Origin of the sequence: Radicibacter daui (assembly GCA_030657355.1) — a bacterium.
Lineage (GTDB): Bacteria > Pseudomonadota > Alphaproteobacteria > Radicibacterales > Radicibacteraceae > Radicibacter > Radicibacter daui.
Window position 1 is genome coordinate 3801950 of sequence record CP131056.1, and the last position, 18660, is coordinate 3820609.

16 protein-coding genes and 1 other annotated feature are annotated in these 18660 nt (G+C 64.7%); of the genes, 7 read left to right on the top strand and 9 right to left on the bottom strand.

Translation table 11 applies throughout. From position 1 onward, the window contains the following. Positions 1-19: 19 nt before the first annotated feature. The 4 genes from QTL98_RS17755 to QTL98_RS17770 form a co-directional block, all read right to left on the bottom strand. Positions 20-1300, bottom strand: a complete 1281-nt coding sequence (locus QTL98_RS17755) for an ABC transporter permease (protein WP_445679794.1) — start codon at positions 1298-1300, stop codon at positions 20-22. 10 nt (positions 1301-1310) lie between these two features. Further along, positions 1311-2249: an ABC transporter permease gene (locus QTL98_RS17760; protein WP_445679795.1), complete on the bottom strand. Its 939-nt coding sequence runs from the start codon at positions 2247-2249 to the stop codon at positions 1311-1313. Next, on the bottom strand, positions 2246-3346 hold the full coding sequence (locus QTL98_RS17765; protein WP_445679796.1) for an ABC transporter ATP-binding protein: 1101 nt from the start codon (positions 3344-3346) through the stop codon (positions 2246-2248). The genes QTL98_RS17760 and QTL98_RS17765 overlap by 4 nt, the downstream gene beginning before the upstream one ends. 167 nt (positions 3347-3513) lie before the next feature. Beyond that, positions 3514-4656: an extracellular solute-binding protein gene (locus QTL98_RS17770; protein ID WP_445679797.1), complete on the bottom strand. Its 1143-nt coding sequence runs from the start codon at positions 4654-4656 to the stop codon at positions 3514-3516. A 305-nt stretch (positions 4657-4961) separates the two neighbouring features. Between QTL98_RS17770 and pdxR the strand changes: the two genes are divergently transcribed. Then, positions 4962-6464, top strand: a complete 1503-nt coding sequence (gene pdxR / locus QTL98_RS17775) for a MocR-like pyridoxine biosynthesis transcription factor PdxR (protein WP_445679798.1) — start codon at positions 4962-4964, stop codon at positions 6462-6464. 6 nt (positions 6465-6470) lie between these two features. On the opposite strand, the gene aptA is transcribed toward pdxR, so the two are convergent. Further along, complete coding sequence (aptA, locus tag QTL98_RS17780; protein ID WP_445679799.1) at positions 6471-7787, bottom strand: omega-aminotransferase AptA; 1317 nt, start codon at positions 7785-7787, stop codon at positions 6471-6473. A gap of 204 nt (positions 7788-7991) precedes the next feature. On the opposite strand from aptA, the gene QTL98_RS17785 reads away from it, so the two are divergent. Then, positions 7992-8771: a TSUP family transporter gene (locus tag QTL98_RS17785; protein ID WP_445679800.1), complete on the top strand. Its 780-nt coding sequence runs from the start codon at positions 7992-7994 to the stop codon at positions 8769-8771. Next, a complete protein-coding gene (locus tag QTL98_RS17790; protein WP_445679801.1) occupies positions 8768-9526 on the top strand; it encodes an SDR family NAD(P)-dependent oxidoreductase in 759 nt (252 codons plus the stop codon). Before QTL98_RS17785 ends, QTL98_RS17790 begins: the two co-directional genes overlap by 4 nt. Before the next feature lie 11 nt (positions 9527-9537). On the opposite strand, the gene QTL98_RS17795 is transcribed toward QTL98_RS17790, so the two are convergent. Further along, positions 9538-10614, bottom strand: coding sequence for an NAD(P)-dependent alcohol dehydrogenase (locus QTL98_RS17795; RefSeq protein WP_445679802.1), 1077 nt, complete (start codon positions 10612-10614; stop codon positions 9538-9540). Positions 10615-10670: 56 nt separating this feature from the next. Then, on the bottom strand, positions 10671-11624 hold the full coding sequence (locus tag QTL98_RS17800) for a LysR family transcriptional regulator (RefSeq protein ID WP_445679803.1): 954 nt from the start codon (positions 11622-11624) through the stop codon (positions 10671-10673). Between the two features lie 150 nt (positions 11625-11774). Here QTL98_RS17800 and QTL98_RS17805 point away from each other — a divergent pair, with 150 nt between their 5' ends. From QTL98_RS17805 to speB, 3 genes are all read left to right on the top strand, one after another. After that, positions 11775-12515 carry an SDR family oxidoreductase gene (locus QTL98_RS17805; protein ID WP_445679804.1) on the top strand — a complete coding sequence of 247 codons (741 nt, stop codon included), beginning with the start codon at positions 11775-11777 and terminating at the stop codon, positions 12513-12515. An 88-nt stretch (positions 12516-12603) separates the two neighbouring features. Beyond that, positions 12604-13503 carry an SDR family oxidoreductase gene (locus QTL98_RS17810; protein WP_445679805.1) on the top strand — a complete coding sequence of 300 codons (900 nt, stop codon included), beginning with the start codon at positions 12604-12606 and terminating at the stop codon, positions 13501-13503. Positions 13504-13640: 137 nt separating this feature from the next. Next, the gene (gene speB / locus QTL98_RS17815; protein ID WP_445679806.1) at positions 13641-14597 is read left to right on the top strand and encodes an agmatinase; all 957 of its coding nucleotides are present in this window, start codon (positions 13641-13643) and stop codon (positions 14595-14597) included. 82 nt (positions 14598-14679) lie between these two features. On the opposite strand, the gene QTL98_RS17820 is transcribed toward speB, so the two are convergent. Together QTL98_RS17820 and QTL98_RS17825 are read right to left on the bottom strand one after the other, a co-directional pair. Continuing rightward, complete coding sequence (locus QTL98_RS17820) at positions 14680-16158, bottom strand: SulP family inorganic anion transporter (RefSeq protein WP_445679807.1); 1479 nt, start codon at positions 16156-16158, stop codon at positions 14680-14682. Between the two features lie 98 nt (positions 16159-16256). Further along, positions 16257-16312: a sequence feature (sul1 is cis-regulatory element that is thought to sense ions involved in sulfur or methionine metabolism; They are found in Alphaproteobacteria), on the bottom strand. Between the two features lie 275 nt (positions 16313-16587). Then, positions 16588-17220, bottom strand: a complete 633-nt coding sequence (locus QTL98_RS17825; protein WP_445679808.1) for a TetR/AcrR family transcriptional regulator — start codon at positions 17218-17220, stop codon at positions 16588-16590. Between the two features lie 101 nt (positions 17221-17321). Here QTL98_RS17825 and QTL98_RS17830 point away from each other — a divergent pair, with 101 nt between their 5' ends. Then, positions 17322-18602, top strand: coding sequence for an MFS transporter (locus QTL98_RS17830; protein ID WP_445679809.1), 1281 nt, complete (start codon positions 17322-17324; stop codon positions 18600-18602). The last annotated feature ends 58 nt before the right edge of the window (positions 18603-18660 follow it).

An 18660-nucleotide genomic window follows, 5' to 3' on the forward strand; every position in this document is an offset into this window, starting at 1 on the left:
CGAGCTGGCGCCGCCCGCGTTATTGGGACGGCGCCAGGTTTGATGGGGCGAACGGGCTGGCGGGGGCTGGCTGTTGGCCAGCCGGGGCCGGTGCTTCACTGGACGGTGCAAGCCCCGAGGGAGCAAACGCCCCGTTCGCCGGTGCCTGCGCCGGAGCAGGAGCAGGTTCAGGTGCCGGGCTTGAGAACAGGTTGGACGGCGCAAAGACGCTGCTTGCCGGTGCCTGAACCGGCGCGGTCGTTGCGGCGGGAGGCGGCGAGGCCGGGGCCTGCTGCTGCATGAATTGCTGCTGCAGTGCCCGCTTGTTTTCCATGATCTGCGCTTCGCACGCGCTGGAATCATGCCGGCTGCCGGCCCAGATACTGCCTCCGACCACGACCGCCAGCATTGCGCCCACGAAGGCCGGGTGCGTCAGACGCCGCACGGGTGCCAGCCAGAGATCAGCCGGGGCGGCAGGAACCCGCCTGCCCGCCGGCAGGAGCCGCCGCGCCTTGTCGCGCCGCCAGCTTTCATAAAGGATCGCCGCCACCAGCGTTGCGCCGATGATAATAACGGCAACGGCGGAGATGGAGGGGTCGAGCCCGTAGCGCACCTTGGAGGCCAGCACGGTGGTGAAGGTGCTGCCGGAAACGATGGTGAAAACAGTGGTGTTGTAATTTTCCAGCGAGGCCAGAAATGCCAGCACCGTTGCCGAGCCGATGGCGGGCGCCATGAAAGGCAGCAGCACCTTGCAGAAGGCCTGCGTCGGCGTTGCCCCCATATCGAGCGCCGCCTCCGTCAGCGTCGGGTCGAAGCGCTGGATGCGGGAGAGAAAGACCAGCATCGAATAGGCGGCGATGAAGGTGACCTGACCGAGAATGGTCAGGAAGGTGCCGTCATAAAGAAAGCTCTTGTAGGAAAGACCAAGGAAACCCGCGATCCGGCCCCAGAAGATGAGCGTCGACAGGCCGATCACCACGCCCGGCACCAGAATGGGGGCGATGAAGATGGTGTAGAGCGCCGAGCGCAGGCGCGGCCCCACCTGCGAAAGCAGGATGGCCGCCGCAAGTCCGACGGGAATGGCGACGGCGATAACGCCGATGCCGATCACCAGCGAACTGCCGATGCCCGCCAGCAGCTTGTCGTCCGCCGCCAGTTTGGCAAACCAGCCGGTGGTGAAACACTCCCACGGGCGGATGCGCGGAAACTGCGAGGAGTTGAAGGCCGTGATCACCATGATGATCAGCGGGCCGAAGAGATAGGCGAAGAAGAGAAGGAGATAGAGGCCGGGAATGAGGCCGGTGCCTGTCTTGCGTGTCATCGTCCGCCCCTCATCGCCCTATAGCCCCGATGGAGACCTTGAAGAGCCGCATCGTCAGAAGGACGAAGGCGATGCACACGACCAGCAGGATCATGGCGTAGGCGGATCCGCGCGGCCAGTTGCCGCCGGAATTGAACCATTGATAGACGATCTGCGTGAACCAGAGGTTGGACGGGCCCCCGAGTATCTCCGGCGCTGCCAGTGCGCCCGCCGTCAGCATGAACACCATCGTTGAGCCCGAGGCGATGCCCGGCTTGGCATAGGGGATCACCACCTTGGTGTGCACCTGAAGGCGCGTCGCCCCCATGTCCCGCGCCGCCTCAAGCTGGTTGATGTCGAGGCTTTCGATGGCGTTATAGAGCGGGAAGATCATGAGCAGGATGTAGGCGTAGGCAAGCCCGGCATAGAGCGCCACATCCTCACGGATGAAATCGATGGGCGAGCCCCAGAGACCGACCGCCATGCCGAATTCATTGATGACGCCGCTGGAGCCGAAGAGGATGCGGAAGGCAAAGGCCCGCAGGATTTCGTTGATCCAGTAAGGCACGATGAGCGCGAGAACCATCAGCCGCGCCCGCCCGGCCGAGGAAGATTTGGCGAGCATGAAGGCGACCGGATAGCAGATCACCAGATCGAAGACGGTGACGAAGATGGCGGCGACGAGTGTGCGCACCAGCACGCTCATATCCAGCACGTTATAGGCCGAGCCATTGCCCGAGCCGCGCAGGAAGTAGCGGTAATGCTCCAGCGTATAGACATCTTCCGGCCCGCCCACCTTGGCCGGCGGCAGGTTGTGATGGAAGGAATAGTCGAACATGGTGAGCTGCGGCAGGATGATCAGCAGGAATATCCAGATGCCGACAGCCGCAGTGAGATAGAGCGAGACGGCAAGCCCGTTGCGCTCTACGAGGCCGGCGAAGAACCGCCTGATGCCGAGAAAATCCTTCATGCGCTGGCCAGCAGGCCGAGTGGCAGGGCCACGGCAAGCTCGGGCACAAAACCGACGGTGAGGCGTCCGTCCGCCCCGGCGACGCTGCCGCCAAGGCCGTTATTGACCAGCGACATGCGCAGCTGATGTTCGCCCGCCTGCAGCAGCAGGTGGCGCATATGGCCCTCGAACTCCTCCTTCACCAGCCGGGCCTCGAAGCTGTTGGGGCTGCCGGACGTCATTGGCACCAGCGCTTCCGGCCGGATGAAGAGATGGCACGGCTCACCAACCGCCGGGGTCACGCCACTGTCGGCGCGCAGGGCCGCGACAAGCGGCACGCCAAGGCCGGCATCGATTGTTATCCCCTGCCCGTCCTTTGCCAGCACGGTGCCGGCAAAAGCGTTGTTCTCGCCCACGAAGGAGGCGACGAAGCTGGTTGCGGGCCGGTCATAGATGGTGCGGCTGTCGGCCACCTGCTGGATCTTGCCCCGGCTCATCACCGCCACCCGGTCCGACATGGTCAGGGCCTCGCCCTGATCGTGGGTGATGTAGATGAAGGTAAGCCCCACCTGCTTCTGGATAGCCCGCAGTTCGGTGCGCATATGCTGGCGCAGCTTGAGATCAAGCGCGGAGAGCGGTTCGTCCAGCAGCAGGATATCGGGTTTGACGGCAAGGGCACGGGCAATCGCCACGCGCTGCTTCTGGCCGCCGGAAAGTTCGTCGATGCGCTTGTCGCCCTGGCCCGGCAGGGCAATCATCTCCAGAAGCTCGTCGGCGCGCCGGCGCCGCTCGCGTTTCTCCACCCCGCGCACCTCCAGCGGAAAAGCGATATTGTCCGCCACCGAGCGCAAGGGAAACAGGGCGAGGTTCTGGAAGATAAGCGCGGTTGGCCGCCGGTTGGGGCCAACACCCTTCATGTCGTGATTGCCGATACGGATGCGCCCGAGCGTCGGCTCCTGAAAGCCGGAGATACAGCGCAGCAGTGTCGTCTTTCCGCAGCCCGAGGGCCCAAGGAAGGAAAAGAACTCCCCGCCCGCGATGGTCAGGTTGGCGTCTTCAACCGCCACGAAATTTTCAAACTCGACCCAGACATGATCGAGCGAGACTTCCTTGGTCATTAAGGGCTCCGGCAATCGTGCTCGCGGCAAACATCGGTTTCCCCGCGCCCCTGCCGGGAGGGACAGGAACGCGAGGCTGGTCCGGTGAAAGCGCCCGTGACCGACTCCCTTGCGCTACCCCGTCAAAAGGCAGGAAAGGATGCCGGCCCGGCACGCGTCGGCGCCCGTCAGGCGCTGGTCAGCTTGTTGGCGTATTCGGTGCGGATGTCGGCATACCATTGCGGCTCCGGCGGCCACGGATTGAGCTTGGCCAGCGCATCGCCCGGATAGGCATCGGCAAAATTCTTCGCATAGGTGGCGGAGGCGAACTTGTCCGCGCCCGTCACCGGCGAATTGTAGCCGTGATGGTCAATGGCCTCGCCGGCATATTTCGCCTCGTAGGCGAATTTGATGAAGGCATAGACCTGCTCGATGTTTTCCGCCCCGGTCGGCAGCGCCATGCCGTCCACCCAGGCCATCGCGCCTTCCTTGGGGGCGCGATACATGACCGGCTCGCCCTGGGTCTTGAGCGCCAGCGGCGGGCCGTCCCAAGTCTGGCCGACGATGACACCTTCGTTCATCAGGCCGTTCTTCTGCGTGTCGGCGTCGTTCCAGAACAGCTTGACGTTGCCCTTGCGCGCGATGCACCAGGCGGTGACCTTGTCCCACACCGGCCGCATCTCGGCTTCGGAGGTATAGGCCTTCCACATCGAGCCCGGCGCCAGTTCGCCGATGGTCTCCATATAAAGGCCGGCACCCAGCATCATCGAGTGCGGGCGGCCCATGGTTTTGCCGGCATTGGCCTTGTCCCACACATCGCCATAGCTCGGCGTACCGCCGGCCGGGGTAAAGGCGTCGGTGCGCCAGGCCATGCCTTCAGTGCCCCAGATATGCGGCAGCCAGTAGGTCTTGCCTTCGGCAAAGGCCCAGTCGGTATTGCCGATCTTGGCCATCGCCGGATTGACCTTGTCGATCGCCACCTTGCTCATGTCGAACGGCTGCAGGAGCTCAAGCGGCTTCCACTGCAAGGAACGGTTATTGGTCGGCGAAACGATGTCGAAGCCACGGCCGTTGGTGGCCTTCAGCTTGTTGATGATCTCTTCGTTGGAGCCGATTCCGGTGTAGTTGATCTTGATCCCGGTCTCTTTTTCGAAGGCCGAGATGAAGGTGTCCGGCAGGTAGTCGGACCACATGAGGATGTTGACTTCACCGGAGGAGGCCAGCGCCCGCGAGCTGATGATCGCGGGCATGGCGACGGAAGCGCCTACGGTAGCAGAGGTCTTCAGCAGCGTGCGGCGGCTGAAGGACGGACCGGACCTGAACTTTGCCATCCTGTTCTCCAATTTTTCTTGGGAGCTGCCGCTCGGGCGCCCCTCGTTGATAAATTGCCGTCTTGCGTCCCTTGCGTACGTTTCTGGTGCATGCGTTTCTGGTTGTTGTCTCCCCGCGCCCTGCCCCGGTGCCGGAGCAGGCCTCCCTCGCGTCCGCAAAAAGGCTATTTCGGCAGGAGGACCGGCCCATAGACCCAGAGGCCGAAACTTATGGTGCCAGAGCGTTTTGCACTGCACACTGGCCGGGCCGCTCTGCCAGACTTTGCGGCGCCGACCGGCCTCTGCCAGCAAAAGCGCCCGCCCCGATGCTCACCCTCGAACTCCAGGACCCGGCAGTCAGCGGCTACACCCTGCAGCAGCAGCTGCATCAGGGGCTGATCGACGCCATTCTGGGCGGCACCCTGCCGCTGCACGATCCGCTGCCCTCCACCCGTGATCTGGCGGCAGCGCTGGGGATTTCACGCAATACGGTGGTGCTGACCTATCAGCGGCTGATGGATGACGGCTATCTGACGCCGGTGCGCCGGCGGGGCCATTTTGTCAACGAGCAGTATATCCGCCAGCAGCTGCGCCTGCGGCTCGATACCCGCACCGCCTCCCTCTTCGCGCCCGAGCGCGACCCCGGCCTGTGGGACAAAAGGCTGCGCCAGCGGCCTACGCGGCAGCGCAACATCATCAAGCCTTCCAACTGGCGGGAGTTTCCGTATCCCTTCATCTACGGGCAGGTCGCGACCGACAAGATTTCCATCGCCCGCTGGCGCGACTGCATGCGCCTGGCCGGCAGCGGCGTGCACGCCACCAGTTGGATCGGCGACCAGATGGATGCCGACGATCCCATGCTGCTCGACCAGATCATCACCCGCGTGCTGCCGCACCGGGGCCTGCGCGCGCACCGTGACCAGTTGCTGGTCACCATGGGGGCGCAGAACGCGCTCTACATGATCGGCCAGTTACTCGGCGGGCCCGGCCGGCGCATCGGGGTGGAAAATCCGGGCTATGTCGATGCCAACAACATCTTTGCCGCAACCGGAGCGGAGCTGGTGCCGCTGCCGGTGGATGCGAACGGGCTGATGCTGTCAGACACGCTGGGAGGCTGCGACGTCATCTACACAACGCCCTCTCACCAGTGCCCGACCAGCGTCACCCTGTCGCTGCCCCGCCGGATGCGGCTGGTGGAGCAGGTGCAGCAGGACGACCTCATCCTCATCGAGGATGATTACGAGCATGAGCTGAATTTCCTCGGCCAGCAGCATGCCGCCATCAAGAGCTACGACAATGCCGGCCGCGTCATCTATGTCGGGAGCCTGACCAAGCTGGTGTTTCCCGGGGTGCGCATCGGCTTCGTGCTTGCCGATGCCGAGCTGATCCAGGAATTGCGAGCGCTCCGGCGGCTGGTCTACCGCCACCCCTCGGCGCAAAACCAGCGCGCCATGGCGATCTTCATCGCCGAAGGGCATCTCGATGCCCATATCCGCCGCACGCGCGACCGGCTTTCCGCCAAATGGCACATCCTCCAGCGCGAGATCGCCCGGCAGATGCCAGATGTGCATGTGACCGCTACCACCGGCGGATCGGCCCTGTGGCTAAGGCTGCCGGACGGTATCGACACCTGGGCCGTGCACCGCGAATGCGCCCGGCGCGGCGTGCTGATCGAGCCGGGCGACGTGCACTATTTTGGCCCCGACGCCCCGCGCAATCGCATGCGCCTTGGTTTTGCCGCCGTCAGCGAAGACCGGATCGCCGCCGGCATCACGCTGCTGGCGGAGGCGGTGGAAGCCGTCCGCCAGAGCGCCGCCCCGGCCGAATAATCACGCTCAGGCGTCGGTGCGGCCCAGCACCGATTGCAGGATGGCCACCATGTCGGTGATCTCCTGCTCGCTCGCCACCAGCGCCGGGGCGAAGATCAGCGCATCGCCGGTTGCCTTGACATGCAACCCCTGACGGAAGAGCTCGCGCTGCGCCCAGCTACCCTTGGCACCGGGCGTCGCGCCCGGCGTCAGCTGGATGCCGGCCAGCATGCCGTAACCGCGCAGATCGCTGACCTGAGCGAGATTGCGCAGCCCGAAAACCGCATCGAGGAAGAAGGGCGACAGCGCCTTGCCACGGGCAAAGAGCCCTTCCTTTTCATAGATGCCCAGCGCCGCAATGCCGGCCGCGCAAGCAACCGGGTGGGCGGAATAGGTATAGCCGTGGAAGAACTCCGGCCTGTCCCCCTTGGCAGCCTCGAACAGGGCGTCCTGGATGGCAGCACTGGTGGCAACCGCGCTCATCGGGATGGCGCCGTTGGTCAGCGCCTTGGCCATCGTCATCACATCCGGGCGCACGCCGAATTCCTGCGCGGCAAAAGCAGAGCCCGTGCGGCCAAAGCCGGTGATCACCTCGTCCAGCACCAGGAGGATGCCATACTTGTCGCAGATCGAGCGCAGGCGCTGCAGATACCCCACCGGCGGCACGATGGTGCCGACGGAACCGGCAATCGGCTCCACGAACACGGCGGCGATGGTCTCCCCGCCATAGGTGCGGCAAATCTCTTCCAGATCATCCGCCAGCTCCGCGCCGGTCAGCGGCTGGCCGCGCGAATAACGCTGCTCTTCCGTCCAGGTCTGGCGCATATGCACCACGTCGCAGGTCACGCCGGAGAAATCGCGCCGGTTATTGACCATGCCGGCCAGCGACGTGCCGCCGAGATTAACGCCGTGATAGCCCCAGTTGCGCGAGACGAACCGTGTGCGCTGCCCCTGGCCGCAGGCCCGGTGATAGGCAAGGCAGAGCTTCATGGCGGTATCCACCGCCTCGGAGCCCGAACCGGCAAAGAACACCCGGTCCATCCCCTCCGGCAAAATCTCCACCAGCCTGCCGGCAAACTCGAAGGAAATCGGCGCTGCACGCTGGAAATGCGGCGTGAAATCCAGCTTGCGCAGCTGGGCGTAGACCGCCTCGGCAATCTCGCTGCGGCCATGGCCGGCCGCACAGCAGAAGAGGCCTGAAGCACCGTCGAGGATCTCCTGCCCGTCCGGCGTCCAGTACTTCACCCCCTCCGCCCGTTCGAAAAGCTGCGGCTCTTCGTGGAACAGGCGGTTGTTGGTGAAGGGCAACCAGTGATGGGTCATGTCGAGGGCGGCGATGTTCATGGTGGCTCCTGCTGGCGAAGTCTCTCCTTCGGCCAGTAGCGCGATTTGCCGCCCCTCCGTTAGGTCCACAGCCGCATGAGACGTGGAGCCAGATGGCATCGTGGTTCCATAGAATATCGGTTCTGGATCTAGCCGCCCCGTCGGGGCCCGGCTAATGCAGAGGCTGCAAGACCGCGCCGTTTTTCGGGGAAAGGGCCGTTGTTGATGGAAATGCTCTGGCTGGGCATCGTGGTAACAGGAGCGGCCTTCTTTCGCGGCGTGACCGGATATGGTTTCGCCCTGCTGGCGGCGCTGGGGCTGACCCTGATGTTGCCACCGCAAACGGCAACCCCGCTGATCGTCCTTGTCGATCTTTTCATCACCGCGCTCATCCTGCGCACCTTCAAGGCCAGCGATATCGACTGGAAGGCCTCGTCCATCCTGCTGGGTTTCGGGCTTGTTGGTGCCGTCTTCGGCCCCTTTGCTTCCGAGCATATGTCGGCTGGCATGGCGCAGCTTGCTACCAGCGCCACCGTCGGCATCGCCGCGCTGATCGCCATGGTGCGCCATCCCCCGCGCTGGGCCGGCAGCACCGTTACCGGCGCGCTTGCCGCCTTCGTAACCGGCATGGTGGTTACCGCCTTTGCCGTCGGCGGACCGCTGGCGGCGGTGTGGCTACTGGCCGGCGGCACGCGGGAGGACAAGGTGCGCTCCACCCTCGCCCTCTTCTTCGGCGCCATCGACCTGACCGGCCTTGTCATGCGTTACCAGCTCGGCATCCTGCCGCCGGGCTTCCTCACCTGGGTGCTGCCCTGCCTCGTGCTGGCCCTGATCGGCTATCTGCCGGGCGAGCGCCTTTACCGCCGCCTCGCGCCGCTCACCTGGCGGCGCTTCAGTGCTGCCGGGCTTGTCGCCATCGCGGTTGCCGGCGGCATCCAGACCACCGCGCTGCTGATCTTCGGCCAGGCCGCAGCAGCCTCGAGCGAACAGGAAACTGCCCCATGATCCGTACCGCCCTCATCACCGGCGCCACCGCCGGTTTTGGCGCGGCCATCGCCCGCCGCCTTGTTGCCGATGGCTGGCGCATCATCATTACCGGCCGCCGTGCCGAGCGGCTGGAGGCCCTTGCGGCAGAACTGGGCGGCGCGGCCATCTGCCACCCGCTGGCCTTCGACATCCGTGATGAAGAAGCATTGCGCACGGCCCTTGCCAGCCTGCCGTCCGACTTTTCCGGCATCGACATGCTGGTCAACAATGCCGGCCTTGCGCTCGGCACCGCCGCTGCCCAGCACACGAAGCTGGAAGACTGGCATACGATGATCGAGACCAACATCACCGGCCTCGTCACCATCACCCGCCTGCTGCTGGACCGGCTCATCGAGCGGCGCGGGCTCATCGTCAATATGAGTTCGATTGCCGCCAACTGGCCCTATCCGGGCGGCAATGTCTACGCCGCCACCAAGGCCTTCGTGCAGCAATTCTCGCTCGGCCTGCGCTCGGACCTGCAGGGCACCGGCGTGCGTGTGACGGCCATCGGCCCCGGCCTTTCGGAGAGCGAGTTCACGCTGGTACGCACAGCCGGCAACCAGGACGCCTATGACAAACTCTACAAGGGCGCGGACCCGCTACAGCCGGAAGATATCGCCGAGACGGTGACCTGGGTTGCCGCCCTGCCACCGCACATGAACATCAACACGCTGGAAGTGATGCCGGTGAGCCAGTCCTGGTCCCCTTTCAGCATTCACCGCAAGCCGGCCTGACAATCCCGCCCTCAGGGCGTGATCGCCACCTTCAGCACGCCGTCGCGCTGATGGGAAAAGAGGTCATAGGCGTCCTCGATATTGTCGAGGCTGAAGCGATGCGTGACCAGCGGGCGCGTATCGAGCCGGCCGGAGGCAATCACTTCCATCAGGCGCCGCATACGCTCCTTGCCGCCGGGGCAGAGGGTGGTGACGATCTTGTTGTCGCCCAGCCCCGCGCGGAACGCGTCGAGCGGAATGGTAAGGTCACTGGAATAGACGCCCAGCGACGACAGCGTGCCGCCCGGCCGGATTACCCGGAGCGCGGCCTCGAAGGTTGCCTGCCGGCCAAGCGCCTCGATGGCGACATCGACGCCGCGGCCATCCGTCAGATCCATGATCTGCTGGACGACGTCGCCCTTGTTGAAATCCACCACCTCGTCCGCCCCCATGCGGCGGGAAATTTCCATGCGCGCCGGCACGGCCTCAACGGCGATGATGCGGGTAGCCCCCATCAGCCGGGCGCCGGCCGTGGCGCAAAGCCCGATCGGGCCCTGGGCAAAGACGGCAACGGTATCGCCGATTTTGATGCCGCCGCTCTCGGCCCCGGAAAAGCCGGTGGACATGATGTCCGGGCACATCAGGACCTGCTCGTCGGTCAGCCCGTCCGGGATCGGCGCCAGATTGGTCATTGCATCCGGCACCAGCAGATATTCCGCCTGCGCCCCGTCGATGGTGTTGCCGAAGCGCCAGCCGCCCAGCGGCTTGAAGCCATGGCGCGTGCCGGCACCGTCCTGCGAGTGGCAGCCGCACAGGCAGGCCGCGCTGTGGCCGGAGGGCGTGATGGCGCCGGCGATCACCCGCTGGCCCTCATGATATCCCCGCACCGCCGAGCCCAGCTTCTCGATCACGCCTACCGGCTCGTGACCGATGGTCAGGCCGGTTGCCACCGGATATTCGCCCTTGAGGATGTGGACATCCGTGCCGCAGATGGTCGTGGTGGTTACGCGGATCAGCGCGTCCAGCGGGCCGACATCCGGCACCGGCTTTTCGCCCAGCACGATACGGCCCGGCTCGATAAAGATCGCGGCCTTCATTTTCTGCGCCATGGTCCCTCACTCCCTGCTTGATGCCGGCGCCTTGATCTGCCGGAACAGGAAGGAGGCTACGCCTTTGGTAAAGGGCGGGCGTTGATCAAGGTCAGTTCTGCCCCCTGCCCCGTGCTTGCCGCCCTGAATTGCCGCGTTGCCCAGTCAATAAAGACCCGCACACGCGGACTGAGCTGCCGGTTTTGCGGATAAAGCAGTGAAACCGGGCTGGGCGCCGGGCAATAGCCGGGCAGCAATTCCACCAGTTTCCCCTCTGCAATATCGCGCTCCAGATGGTAGCGCGGTGCCTGGATGATCCCGAGCCCGAGCCGGCAGGCTTCGCTGTAACTCTGGGCTCCATTGACGCTGAAGGTCGCCGGCAGGCTGATGCTGCAAGGCTTGCCATCCGGCAGGCGAAATTCCAGCGGCATCAGCACCCCGGTCACGGAGGAGCGAAACCCCACCATCCGGTGACCGCCCGCTTCCAGCTCCGCCGGTGTCTGCGGCAGGCCGTGGCGAGCAAGATAGGCCGGGGCCGCGCAGGTCACTTCCTCCAGATCGGCGATATGGCGGGCAACCATGTCGCTGTCCCGTGGCTGTCCAACCCGCAGGACACAATCCACGCCTTCGCGCAGCAGGTCCACCAGCCGGTCCCCCTCGCCCATGAACAGCTCGATATCCGGATATTCCGCCAGAAAGGCCGGCAAGGACGGCAGGAGAAAATACCGCGCCAGTGTGCCCTGCACATCGATGCGCAGCAGCCCCTTGGGCTTTACCCCGGAAAAGGCGCCCTCCGCGTCCTCGACATCGGCAAGGATGGCAAGGCAGCGGCGATAATAGGCCTCGCCGTCCAGCGTCGGGCTGACATGGCGGGTGGTGCGCTGCAGGAGACGCACTCCCAGCCGGGCCTCCAGCTGCTTGACCGCATCCGTCACCGTCGAGCGCGGCAAACCCAGATCGCTGGCGGCTTCGGTAAAGCTGCGCTGCTCGACGATGCGGGTGAAGACACGCATGGCTTCCAGCCTGTCCATCGGCTCAGCGACCCCATCTGTTCGCAAAATTCGGATAGTGATGCCAGTTTACGGGTAATTATCCGCCAAATCCATTGCCCTATCTCTTGGCTTATCGGGAGCGGCAACGCCGTGGCCCTTCAGTTTCCCCGAAACCCAAGGAGAACTTCCATGACCCAGCAGACGAACAAGGTCGCCCTCGTTACCGGCGCTTCGCGCGGCATCGGTGCCGCCATCGCCGAGCGGCTGGCCGCGGATGGTTTTACCGTCGTCGTCAATTACGCCGGCAGCCAGGCCGCTGCCGAAGCGCTGGTGCGCAAGATCGAGGACAAGGGTGGCAAGGCGATTGCCGCCCGGGCCGATATCGCCGACCCGGCCGCCGTCGCCCGCCTGTTCGATACCGCCGAGGCAGCCTTTGGCAGTGTGGATGTGCTGGTCAACAATGCCGGCATCATGGCGCTGTCGCCGGTCGGCGATACCGATGATGAGAACTTTGACCGTCAGGTCTCCATCAACCTCAAGGGCAGCTTCAACACCCTGCGCGAAGCCGCCCGCCGGATGCGCGACGGCGGCCGCATTATCAATCTCTCCTCCAGCGTCGTTGGCCTGTTGCAGCCGGGTTATGGTGTCTATGCCGCGACCAAGGCCGCCATCGAGGCACTGACCAGCGTGATGGCCAAGGAGATGCGCGGCCGCCACATCACCGTCAACGCCGTGGCGCCCGGCCCGGTGGGAACCGAGCTGTTCCTGAACGGCAAGCCGCAGGAACTGGTGGAGCGCATCGCCAAGGCCGCCCCGCTGGAGCGCCTCGGCGAGCCGGATGATATCGCGGCGACTGTGGCCTTCCTTGCCGGGCCTGACGGCGCCTGGATCAACGGCCAGACGCTGCGCTCCAACGGCGGCATCATCTGAGCCCGCCGGTTCCCCAAGCCACCCATCCCTCACTGACCAGCAACCGGGCGCCCGCTCCAGGCGCCCGGCAGGAGAAGGAGTGTTTGCCATGAGCAAAGAGATCATCCTCGTGACCGGCGCCTCCAGCGGTTTCGGCGCCATGACGGCCCGCGCGCTCGCCCATGCCGGCCATACCGTCTATGCCTCCATGCGGGAGACGACGGGCCGCAATGCCCTGCGTGTTGCGGAACTTGCGCACTATGCCGCCGAGCACAATGTCAACCTGCGCGCCGTGGAACTGGACGTGACCAGCGATGCTTCCGTTGCCGCCGGCATCGAGAAGATCGTCGCCGATACCGGCCGCATCGATGTGGTGGTGCACAATGCCGGTCACATGTCCTTCGGCCCGGCGGAAGCCTTCACGCCCGAACAATATGCCGAGCTTTACGACATCAACGTGCTGAGCACCCAGCGCGTGAACCGGGCAGCCCTGCCGGCGATGCGTCAGCAGGGCAAGGGCCTCGTGGTCTGGGTTTCCTCTTCCTCCGCCCGCGGTGGCACCCCGCCCTTTCTTGCGCCCTATTTCGCCGCCAAGGCCGCGATGGACGCGCTGGCGGTGAGTTATGCCGGCGAGCTGGCGCTCTGGGGCATCGAAACTTCGATCATCGTGCCGGGCGCCTTCACCAAAGGCACCAATCACTTCGTCCATTCCGGCAGCCCGGCCGACAAGGCCGTGGCGGACGCCTATGAAAACGGCCCCTATGCCGGCATCGCCGACAGGGCACTGAAGGGGCTTGCCGCGCTGGAGCCGGCAGATGCCGATGCCGGCGAGGTGGCCGTTGCCATAACCGACGTGGTGGGCCGCCCGCATGGCAAGCGCCCCTTCCGGGTTCATATCGACCCATCCAAGGATGGCGCGGAGATCGTCAATGCCATGGCCGACCGTGTGCGGGCCGAACTACTGCGCCGGATCGGGCTGGGCGACTTGCTGGCACCACGGCAAGGCTGAGGCACCTGTTATTATTCAAAATGCCTTCTGCGCCCCCACGGCGCAGAAGGCATTTTGCTGGCACCATGTTTGCCCCTGTTCAAACCGGCTCCGCCCGCTGCACTCTGGCTCTCGACACTTTCGCAAGCGAGACCAGAATGAGCGAGACTTTCCAGCCGGTTGATGCGTTCCTTGTGCCCCGTTTTGCGGGCATCGCCACCTTCATGCGCCTGCCGCTGGTCCCCTCTCCCGCCGGGCTCGATATCGCGCTCTATGGCATTCCCTGGGATGGTGGCACTACCAACCGGGCCGGTGCCCGCCATGGTCCCCGTGAGGTGCGCAGCCAGTCGAGCCTGATGCGCCGCGTGCACCATGTCTCCGGCATCGAACCCTTCACGCTCGCCAATGTGGCGGATGTCGGCGACGTATCGGTCAATCCGATCAACCTTCTCGATGGCCTTGCCCGGATCGAGAAGGGCGTGGCGGCCATAGTGGACGCCGGTGCCCTGCCGCTTGGTGTGGGCGGCGACCATCTGACGACGCTGCCGGTGCTGCGTGCGGTGGCAAAGAAGCGGCCGGTCGGACTCATCCATTTCGATGCGCATTCCGATACCAACGACACCTATTTCGGCGATAACCCCTACACCCACGGCACCCCTTTCCGCCGCGGCATCGAGGAAGGGCTCATCGACCCGAAGCGCTTCGTGCAGATCGGGCTGCGCGGCTCGATCTATGAGACCGACGACCACGCCTGGGCACGCTCGCAGGGCATCCGCCTGATCTATATCGAAGAGTTCATGGAGCGCGGCGTGAAGGCCGTGATGGAGGAAGCGCGGGCGATTGCCGGCACCGGCCCCACCTATGTGACCTTCGATATCGACAGCATCGACCCTTCCATGGCGCCGGGAACCGGCACGCCGGAGGTAGGCGGGTTTACCACCCGCGAGGCGCAGCAGATGATCCGCCTGCTGGAAGGGCTCGATATCGTGGGCGCCGACGTGGTGGAAGTGGCGCCGCCCTTCGATATCGGCGGCATGACCGCCCTTGCCGGCGCGACCATGATGTTCGAGCTGCTGTGCGTGATGGCCAGGGGCGTCGCTGCACGGCGTGCCTGAGAAAAAACCTCTCCCGCCCATGGGGCAGGAGAGGTTTTTTGAGCGGGTAGAAGCAATTGGATCCCGGGAAAATATCCCGGTTCTAATGCACCTTGAGCGCCGCGCCCTCATCCTTGTGGACGGCAAAGCGGTCGATCATCGTGGAGCTCGCCTCATTAAGGCCGATGATCTCCACCTGCTTGCCGGCGGCGCGCAGCTTCAGCACCACCTTGTCCAGCGCGGCGATGGCCGAGATGTCCCAGAAATGGGCATGGCTGACGTCGATCGCCACGGCAGCGGCCGCGTCGCGGAAATCGAAGCCGGCGATGAAACGGTCGGTTGAGGCAAAGAAGATCTGCCCCAGCACCGTGTAGCGGCGCTTGTCCGAGGCTTCGTCATAGCTGTCGGACACCGAGACGATCTTCGCCACCTTGGCGGCAAAGAAGATGCCGGACAGCAGCACGCCCACCAGCACGCCCTTGGAGAGGTCATGCGTGGCAACCACGGTCACCACCGTTGCCACCATCACCACCGAGGAGGGCGGCGGATTGCGCTTGAGGTCCAGCAGCGAGCGCCAGGAGAAGGTGTTGATGGAGACCATGACCATGACGGCCACCAGCGCGGCCATCGGCACCAGCTTCACATAGTCGCCCACCACCACAAGCAGGAAGAGCAGGAAGCCGCCGGCCACGAAGGTGGAAAGCCGCCCGCGCCCGCCGGAAGAAACATTGATGACCGACTGACCGATCATCGCGCAGCCGCCCATGCCGCCAAAGAAGGCCGAGACGATGTTGCCGGCGCCCTGACCGAAACACTCACGATCCTTGCTGGAGGTGGTATCGGTCATGTCATCGACGATCTGCGCCGTCATCAGCGATTCCAGCAGGCCCACCGCCGCCAGCGTCAGCGAATAGGGGAAGATGATCTTCAGCGTTTCCCAGGTCAGCGGGATCTGCGGGATCGAGAAGACCGGCAGGGCCGAGGGCAGCTCGCCGAGATCGCCTACGGTGCGCAGATGCAGGCCGAAGCCCAGCGACACCGCCGTCAGCACGGCAATTGCCACCAGCGGCGACGGGATGGCGCGGGTTATCCGCGGGAAGAGATAGATGATGGCAAGGCCGGCAGCGACCAGCGGATAGGTCAGCGTCGGCACGCCGATCAGCTCGGGCAGCTGCGCCATGAAGATGAGAATGGCGAGCGCATTGACGAAACCCGTCATCACCGAACGGGAGACGAAGCGCATGAGCCCCGCCACCTTCGTCACGCTTGCCACCATCTGGATGAGGCCCATCAGGATGGTTGCGGCGAAGAGATAGGGCAGACCGTGCTGCTTGACGAGGCTGACCATCAGCACCGCCGTTGCCGCCGTGGCGGCAGAGATCATGCCCGGCCGGCCGCCGGTGAAGGCGCTGACGATGGCAATGGCAACGGAAGCATAAAGGCCGACCTTCGGATCGACGCCGGCGATGGCGGAAAAACCGATGGCTTCGGGGATCAGGGCAAGGGCGACAACGATGCCGGCCAGAACATCGGCACGGATGTTGGAAAACCACTCCTGCCGGTAGCGGGTAAGGCTGGTCATGAAAAGGCAGTGTCCATAAAAGAGCGACGGCTTCGCCCCGCAGGCATCCCTCGATCAGGGGCAGACGGGCGGCGAAATCAGGAAAGGTCGATCTTGAATGTTGTCCGGGGGATAGGCGCCCGGAGTAGCCACCCGGGATCACACCGGGTCCATGCGAATGACCCGTTATTGCCGAAGGGCTTGCATGCTGCAAGCGCACAATCCGCATGGCCCGGCAGACAAAACGGGCAGCTGGCGGCCACGACTTCCAGGCCGCCCCATAAAAACAGCCTCCCCACTCTTGGGGAGGCGGGCCCGGAGGGCCGGTGGGGGTGTGGGCTTCTCCATCAAGCGCCTGCGGAGCGTGAGAGCACCGTCAACATCCCCCTCCGCCCGCTTTCGCGGGCACCTCCCCCGCCTTAAGGCAGGGGAGGATTATCAGAGACTTACTTATCCGGCTTTGCCCACGGCGGCATCGATCAGCAGCGCTGCCGCTGCCGGAAGGTTCGCGCCCGGGGTCTCTTCGCCAAAGATCTGGCCGGTGATGTAGGTGCCTTCCAGAAGCAGCAGCAGCCCGTCCCCCAGGAGATCGGGATCGGCGGCACCCATCTGGCGCGCCATCTCGCGCAGCCGTGCCCGCAGCACATGCTTGTTGTTTTCACTCACCAGCCGGGCCGGATGGCCGCCATGGGGATATTCCACTGCCGCGTTGCTGAGGCCGCAGCCGCGATAACCGCCGAAGGCCGAGCGCGTCGAAAGGCCGGTGAAATAGTCGAGTATCTGCGCGCGGGCATCGCCGGGATGGGCCGTGACCGAAACCTCGAATCGCTCCCAGAATTCGGCCTCATAGTCACGCAGATAGGCGGCGGCAAGTTCGTCCTTGCTGGCAAAACTGCGATAGAGACTGGGTTTGGTAACGCCGGCCTGGCTGACGATCTCATCCACACCGATGGCGCGGATACCCTCGCGGTAAAAGAGCTTGCGCGCGGCCTGGCGGATGCGGTCTGCGGCCCGCAAAGGCGCTGATTTCTGCGGTTTGTCAGGATCGGCGGCAAGGATGTTGGCGTTGGTGCTATCAGTCATCGGCTTCTGGGAATTCCGGGTCGCCGGCAATAAAGCGGCTTGACGATGTTACTGACCGGTACGTACATTCAGGCAATCTTCAATACGTACCGGTCAGTAACATGAGCATAGCAGCCACCCGGCCCTTTGGCCAGAAGTACGCATTCGTCGTGGTCGGCGCCATCTTCGTCGCCCTGCTGATCTCGGCCGGCCTGCGCTCCTCGCCGGGCGTGATGATCCTGCCGATGGAAAGCGAGTTTGGCTGGGGCCGCGATACCATCTCGCTCTCCGCCGCCATCGGCATCTTCTTCTATGGTCTGGCCGGCCCGTTCTCCGCCGCCGCCATGCAGAATTTCGGCCTCAAGCGCACCGTCGTGATCGCGCTGTTGCTGATGGCCGCCTCCACCAGCCTCAGCCTGCTGATGACCAAGCCCTGGCATCTGGTGCTGACCTGGGGTGTGGCTTCCGGCATGGCGTCGGGCGCCGTCGCTCCCGTGCTGGGGGCCACCATCGTCAACCGCTGGTTCGTCAAGAGCCGCGGACTTGTGATGGGCATCCTCACCGCCAGCACCGCAACCGGCACGCTCATCTTTCTGCCGGTGCTTGCGGCACTGGCTGAAAGCGGCGGCTGGCGCCCGGTGGCGATTGCCGTCGCCATTGCCACGCTGGTGCTGGCGCCGGTGATCTGGCTGCTGGTGCCGGAGCGTCCCTCCAGCATCGGCCACCTGCCCTGGGGCGCCGATCCGGACCATATCGACCAGACCGCCCATCGCCATTCCAGCATCCTTGCCGCCACCTTCGGCTCGCTCGCCCGGGCCGTGAAGACGCGTACCTTCTGGTTCCTCTTCGCCACCTTCTATATCTGCGGCTTCACCACCAACGGACTCATCGGCACCCATCTCATCGCCTTCTGCGGCGATGTGGGCATCCCCGAGGTAAAGGCGTCCGGTCTGCTTGCCACCATGGGCATCTTCGACCTGATCGGCACCACGCTCTCGGGCTGGCTGACCGACCGTTTCGACAGCCGCAAGCTGCTGTTTACCTATTATGCCCTGCGCGGCCTGTCGCTCATCTACCTGCCCTTCTCGGACTTCAACTTCTACAGCCTGTCGCTGTTTGCAGTGTTCTACGGGCTGGACTGGATTGCCACCGTGCCGCCGACCCTGCGCCTTGCCACCGAAGCCTTCGGTGATCGCGAAGCGCCACTGGTCTTCGGCTGGGTTGTCGTCGGCCACCAGATCGGCGCAGCGTCGGCTGCCTACATGGCCGGCCTGCTGCGCCAGATCCAGGGCAACTATTTCGATGCCTTCATCATCGCCGGCTGCACCGGCGTGGTGGCGGCGTTCCTTGCCCTGATGATCAACAGCCGGGCCAGCCGTCCGCGGGCAACCGCTGCCGCCTGAAGTACACTGACTGCAAAAGCAGAAACGGCCCGGCTGATCCAGCCGGGCCGTTTTCATT

What these genes read in the sequence shown, in the direction of transcription:
- pdxR (WP_445679798.1), top strand. Translation starts at nt 4,962, where the DNA reads ATGCTCACCCTCGAACTCCAGGACCCGGCAGTCAGCGGCTACACCCTG.
- QTL98_RS17830 (WP_445679809.1), top strand. Translation starts at nt 17,322, where the DNA reads ATGAGCATAGCAGCCACCCGGCCCTTTGGCCAGAAGTACGCATTCGTC.
- QTL98_RS17805 (WP_445679804.1), top strand. Translation starts at nt 11,775, where the DNA reads ATGACCCAGCAGACGAACAAGGTCGCCCTCGTTACCGGCGCTTCGCGC.
- QTL98_RS17765 (WP_445679796.1), bottom strand. Translation starts at nt 3,346, where the DNA reads ATGACCAAGGAAGTCTCGCTCGATCATGTCTGGGTCGAGTTTGAAAAT.
- QTL98_RS17810 (WP_445679805.1), top strand. Translation starts at nt 12,604, where the DNA reads ATGAGCAAAGAGATCATCCTCGTGACCGGCGCCTCCAGCGGTTTCGGC.
- QTL98_RS17790 (WP_445679801.1), top strand. Translation starts at nt 8,768, where the DNA reads ATGATCCGTACCGCCCTCATCACCGGCGCCACCGCCGGTTTTGGCGCG.
- QTL98_RS17770 (WP_445679797.1), bottom strand. Translation starts at nt 4,656, where the DNA reads ATGGCAAAGTTCAGGTCCGGTCCGTCCTTCAGCCGCCGCACGCTGCTG.
- speB (WP_445679806.1), top strand. Translation starts at nt 13,641, where the DNA reads ATGAGCGAGACTTTCCAGCCGGTTGATGCGTTCCTTGTGCCCCGTTTT.
- QTL98_RS17825 (WP_445679808.1), bottom strand. Translation starts at nt 17,220, where the DNA reads ATGACTGATAGCACCAACGCCAACATCCTTGCCGCCGATCCTGACAAA.
- QTL98_RS17760 (WP_445679795.1), bottom strand. Translation starts at nt 2,249, where the DNA reads ATGAAGGATTTTCTCGGCATCAGGCGGTTCTTCGCCGGCCTCGTAGAG.
- QTL98_RS17800 (WP_445679803.1), bottom strand. Translation starts at nt 11,624, where the DNA reads ATGGACAGGCTGGAAGCCATGCGTGTCTTCACCCGCATCGTCGAGCAG.
- QTL98_RS17785 (WP_445679800.1), top strand. Translation starts at nt 7,992, where the DNA reads ATGGAAATGCTCTGGCTGGGCATCGTGGTAACAGGAGCGGCCTTCTTT.
- QTL98_RS17755 (WP_445679794.1), bottom strand. Translation starts at nt 1,300, where the DNA reads ATGACACGCAAGACAGGCACCGGCCTCATTCCCGGCCTCTATCTCCTT.
- aptA (WP_445679799.1), bottom strand. Translation starts at nt 7,787, where the DNA reads ATGAACATCGCCGCCCTCGACATGACCCATCACTGGTTGCCCTTCACC.
- QTL98_RS17795 (WP_445679802.1), bottom strand. Translation starts at nt 10,614, where the DNA reads ATGGCGCAGAAAATGAAGGCCGCGATCTTTATCGAGCCGGGCCGTATC.
- QTL98_RS17820 (WP_445679807.1), bottom strand. Translation starts at nt 16,158, where the DNA reads ATGACCAGCCTTACCCGCTACCGGCAGGAGTGGTTTTCCAACATCCGT.